The organism is Xinfangfangia pollutisoli (assembly GCF_020179405.1).
GTDB classification, from domain to species: domain Bacteria; phylum Pseudomonadota; class Alphaproteobacteria; order Rhodobacterales; family Rhodobacteraceae; genus Pseudogemmobacter; species Pseudogemmobacter pollutisoli.
On record NZ_JAICBZ010000176.1, the window covers coordinates 1 to 1,406 of the forward strand.

Below are 1,406 nucleotides of genomic sequence, written 5' to 3' on the forward strand. Positions count from 1 at the left end.
GGCGCAATCCGCACCCGCCGCGCTGATGCCGGCCGCCGATCTGGCCGCGCTGGATTATGACGACGAGGCCGCCCTGCCGCCCGTCGACCTGCCCGTGCCCGACAGTGCCGTCGCCAGCGCCGAGCCCGCGCCCGCCGCCGATCCGATCCCGGACGCGCCGGTCGATGAAGAGGTGCTGGCCCGGATCGCCATGGCCGAGATGGTCGATGTCGCGCCCGAGGCGATTGCCGAGATCCTGCCCGATCTGGGCACCTCGCCTGCCGAAGACCTTGCTGCCGAAGACCTTGCCGCCGAGCCTGCCGAAGCCGCCCAGCCTTCAGAGGCCGAGGACGCCGCGCTGATCGCGCTGGTCGCCACGCTGGCCGGAAATGCGGCGCAGGACGAGATCGCGCCCGCCGCCGCCCCGGACCTGCCCGCGCGCGATCCCTTCGCGCTGGACGAGGCTTTCGTCGCCGATGACGCGGTCTATGATCTGGCCGATGCGCCGGACCTGCCGCAAGACCCCGTGCTGGCGGCAGGCGATCTGAACGACGATCTGCCCGCCGCCTTGCTGGAAGCGCTGGCCGAGGCTTCCGACCCGGTCGAGGATCCGCTCGAAGCCGAAGCCGAAGCCGAAGCCGAAGCCGAAGCCGAAGCCGAAGCCGAAGCCGAAGCCGCCCCGCCGCGCAGTTTCGGCGACCTGGCCGCCCTGGCCGTGGAAGCCGATGACGATCTGGCCGAGGACCTGGCCGAAGCCGCGCCTGTCAGGGCCGAGGCTGCCGAGATGCCGGTGGTGGCCGCGCCTGTGCCGGCCGCCGCGCCCGAAGCCCCGGCTGCGGCCGAGACCCTTGCCGAACCTGTCGCCGAAGCCATCCCTGCGCCCCAGGCCGAGGAGCCTGCCGACACGGCTGAACCGCCGGCCGCGATCAACCCCGATCTCGCTGAAAAGGCGCAGCGCGCCCGGGCAAGGGTGATCAAGATCCGCCGCGCCGATGTGGCGCCGCAGCCCGGCGCCTCGGGCCCGGCCCCCGCGGCCGAGCCAGCCCTTGCAGAACCCGCAGCCGCCGATCCGGCGTCGGCCGGCAATGGCGATGCCGATGTGACGCGACTTCTGAAGCAGGCCGATGACGAGATGGCCGGCGCCGAGAACCAGCGCCGCCTGTCGGCGATCCAGCATCTGAAGGCCGCGGTTGCCGCGACCGTCGCCGACCGCCGCGCCGGCGTCGCCCCGCCCTCGGACGAGGCGCGCGCCGATCCCTATCGTGCCGATCTGGCCCGGGTGGTGCGCCCGGTGCGCCCGCGCGCGGTCGAGGGCGGCGGGCGATCCGCGCCGGTCCGCCCCGCGGGTAGACATCCGCGCCAGCATCTCGGCCCAGTCCTGGCTTTCGGTGCCGCCGGCGCCGGCGTTGATTTCAAGGAAGGTGTCA

General features: G+C 73.7%; 1 pseudogene. It reads right to left on the reverse strand.

The features are described 5' to 3' along the window. Nucleotides 1-1,302 precede the first annotated feature (1,302 nt). Nucleotides 1,303-1,406, reverse strand: a pseudogene (locus K1Y73_RS21885) (PCRF domain-containing protein); the annotation flags it as partial.